Source organism: Azospirillum himalayense (genome assembly GCF_042657465.1).
In the GTDB taxonomy this organism is placed as follows: Bacteria; Pseudomonadota; Alphaproteobacteria; order Azospirillales; family Azospirillaceae; genus Azospirillum; species Azospirillum himalayense.
Window position 1 is genome coordinate 1 of the sequence record NZ_JBHSLC010000052.1, and the last position, 671, is coordinate 671.

Consider the following 671-nt stretch of genomic DNA (forward strand, 5'->3'; position numbering starts at 1 on the left):
CCGTCGAGCGCGTCGAGGCGCGACACCGGCGCCGCCCGACCGCGGGTCCGCAGGTAGGCTTCGAGGTCGCTGGCGTCTAGCATCGGCTTGGGCGCCGCCGGGGCGATGTTCGCAGCGGGCTTGGCCGTCATGCCGCCTGGCTCTCCTCGCCATCACCGGCGCTGTCCCGTTCCGCCTTCCACGTCCATGGCAGCAGGCGGTCGAGGGCGTTGGCCTTCACCGCCCCCGACACCATGCGCTCCAGCACGTCGGCCACGTAGGTGAACGGATCGACGCCGTTGAGGCGGGCGCTCTGGATGAGCGAGGCCAGGATGGCCCAGTCGCGGCCCCCCGCCGCCGAGCCGGCGAATAGAGCGTTCTTACGCCCTAACCCAATCGGACGCATGCTCCTCTCCACCGTGTTCGTATCGACATCGATGCGGCCGTCGTCGAGGAACGCCACCAGCCCGTCCCAGTGGCCCAGGGTATAGTTGATCGCCTTGGCCAGGCTTGACTGGCCGGAGATCTCGCCCCGCACCTCCAGCAGCCGGGCCTTCAGCGCCTCCATAAGCGGCCGACTCTCGGCCTGCCGCACCCGTCGGCGCGTTTCGGCCGCCGTGCCGCGGATGCGCTCCTCGATGGCGTACACCGCGCCGATGCGCGCGATCACGTCCCGCGCGACTTCTGATTTG

General features: G+C 70.2%; 1 protein-coding gene. It reads right to left on the bottom strand.

Annotation, left to right across the window (positions count from 1 at the left end; all coding sequences use genetic code 11):
* Positions 1 to 127: 127 nt before the first annotated feature.
* On the bottom strand, positions 128 to 671 hold a 544-nt coding region (locus ACFPMG_RS23070), incomplete at its 5' end, for an IS66 family transposase (RefSeq protein WP_376997557.1).